Origin of the sequence: Ideonella lacteola (genome assembly GCF_038066555.1) — a bacterium.
Classification (GTDB): Bacteria; Pseudomonadota; Gammaproteobacteria; order Burkholderiales; family Burkholderiaceae_C; genus Ideonella; species Ideonella lacteola.
Genome location: NZ_JBBUTG010000073.1, coordinates 1 through 1644, shown reverse-complemented (window position 1 = coordinate 1644; position 1644 = coordinate 1). Strand labels below are relative to the sequence as shown.

At 72.9% G+C, this 1644-nt stretch carries 2 protein-coding genes; both read right to left on the bottom strand.

Going from position 1 to position 1644, the window contains the following annotated elements; genetic code table 11:
* The coding region (locus AACH06_RS30075) for a TlpA family protein disulfide reductase (RefSeq protein ID WP_479723923.1) at positions 1-239 on the bottom strand (239 nt) is incomplete at its 3' end.
* 22 nt (positions 240-261) lie between these two features.
* Positions 262-1644, bottom strand: a 1383-nt coding sequence (locus tag AACH06_RS30070) for a choice-of-anchor D domain-containing protein (RefSeq protein ID WP_341429519.1), incomplete at its 5' end; no start/stop codon positions are given.

Genomic DNA, 1644 nt, shown 5'->3' with positions numbered 1-1644 from the left:
TTCATCCACGGGAACGACTGGCGGCACGGGCCGCACCACGACGCCCAGAAGTCGATGTAGGTGGCGCGTGCCTTGCCATCGAACAGGGGCACGGCGGGCTGGCCGCTGGCGCCCGGCACCGTGGCCATGGGCAGCGCCTGGCCCGGCTCCACCGCCAGCGCAGTGCGCGACCACGCCATGGCCGCCAGGCCGAGGCTGGTGGCCTGCAGCCAGGTCCGGCGTGAAAGGGAACGGTTCATCTCGATGTCCTCCGTGTCGAATTCAGGCCTTGCGACGGCGCCAGGCGAGCACACCGGCCACCAGCGCCATCAACAGCAGCAGCGGGTCGGCGGCGCCGGTGCCCGCACCCAAGGTGCAGCCGCCGCCGCCTTGGTTGGCGGGCTCGTCGCCACCGCCCTCACCGCTCAAGGCCACGCTGGCGGTGCCCGCGGGCATGTCGCCGCTGAGGGTCAAGGTGGCGGTCTCGCTGCGGTCGGCGGCCGTGCCGGCCCAGGCCACGTCGACGGTGCAGCTCGCACCGGCCGCGATGGCCAGCGGAACGGCGCCGCAGGTGCCACTGGCGGCGAGGCTGAAGCGGTTGCTGCTGAAGGCCAAGGCCGTGATGTGCAGCTCGGCGTTGCCGGTGTTGGTGAGCGTCAGCGCTTGTGCGGGCGCGGTGCCACTGGCCGGTGCCACGAAGCTGAGCGACTCGGCCGACAGGCCCAGCGCCGGTGCCGCCGGTGCGGTGCCGTTGCCCGACAAGGCGATGGCGTCGGGCGTGGTGGCTTGCGTGGCCGAGACGGCCAGGCTGGCGCTGCGGGCACCGCTGGCGCCAGGCGTGAAGCCCACCACCACCGTGCAATCGGCGCCGGCCGCCAAATCCTGGCCCGCCGCACAGGTCGAGGTGCCGCCGACGCGGAAGTCCGCCGCCTGGCTGCCGCTGAAGGTGAAGGCGCTCAGGGTCGCGGTGCCGGTGCCGGTGTTGGACAGCGTCAAGGTGTGCGGCGTCGCATCGTCGCCGACCGTGACATCGCCGAAGTCCACCGGCGAGGCATCAGACCACTGCAGGATGCCGGTGCTGGCCAGCACGCCGGTGCCCGACAAGGCCACCGCATGGGGCGAGCCGCTGGCGTTGCTGGCGATGCTGATGCTGCCGCTGGCCGAACCTGCGCCCGTCGGGGTGAAGACCGCATCGATACGGCAGCTGCCGCCGGCAGCCACGCTGCTGCCGCAGGTGTGGGTGACGCCGTAGGGGCTGGCGGTGGTGATGCCGGTGATGCTGAGCGCGGCGGTGCCGCTATTCGTCAGCGTGACCGAGCGCGCGGCGGAGCTGGTGCCGACGGTGACGCTGCCGAACGCGAGGCTCGTGGCCGACAGGCTGACCTGCGGTGCGGCCACGGCATCACCGGTGCCGCTGAGCGCGACGGTGGCGGTGCCGTTGGAGGCGTTCGACGCGATGCTCAGCGATGCCGGGCGGCTGCCGGTGGTGCTGGGGCTGAATCGCACGGACAGCGTGCAGGATCCACCGGCCGCCACCGGCGTTCCCACCGCGCAGCCGCCGGTGGCCGCGTAGTCGGCCGCGGCGCTGCCACCGAGCGTGATGGCGCTGAAGTTCAGCGCCGCGTTGCCGGTGTTGCTCACGGTCAGCGTCTTGGCGCTGCTGGT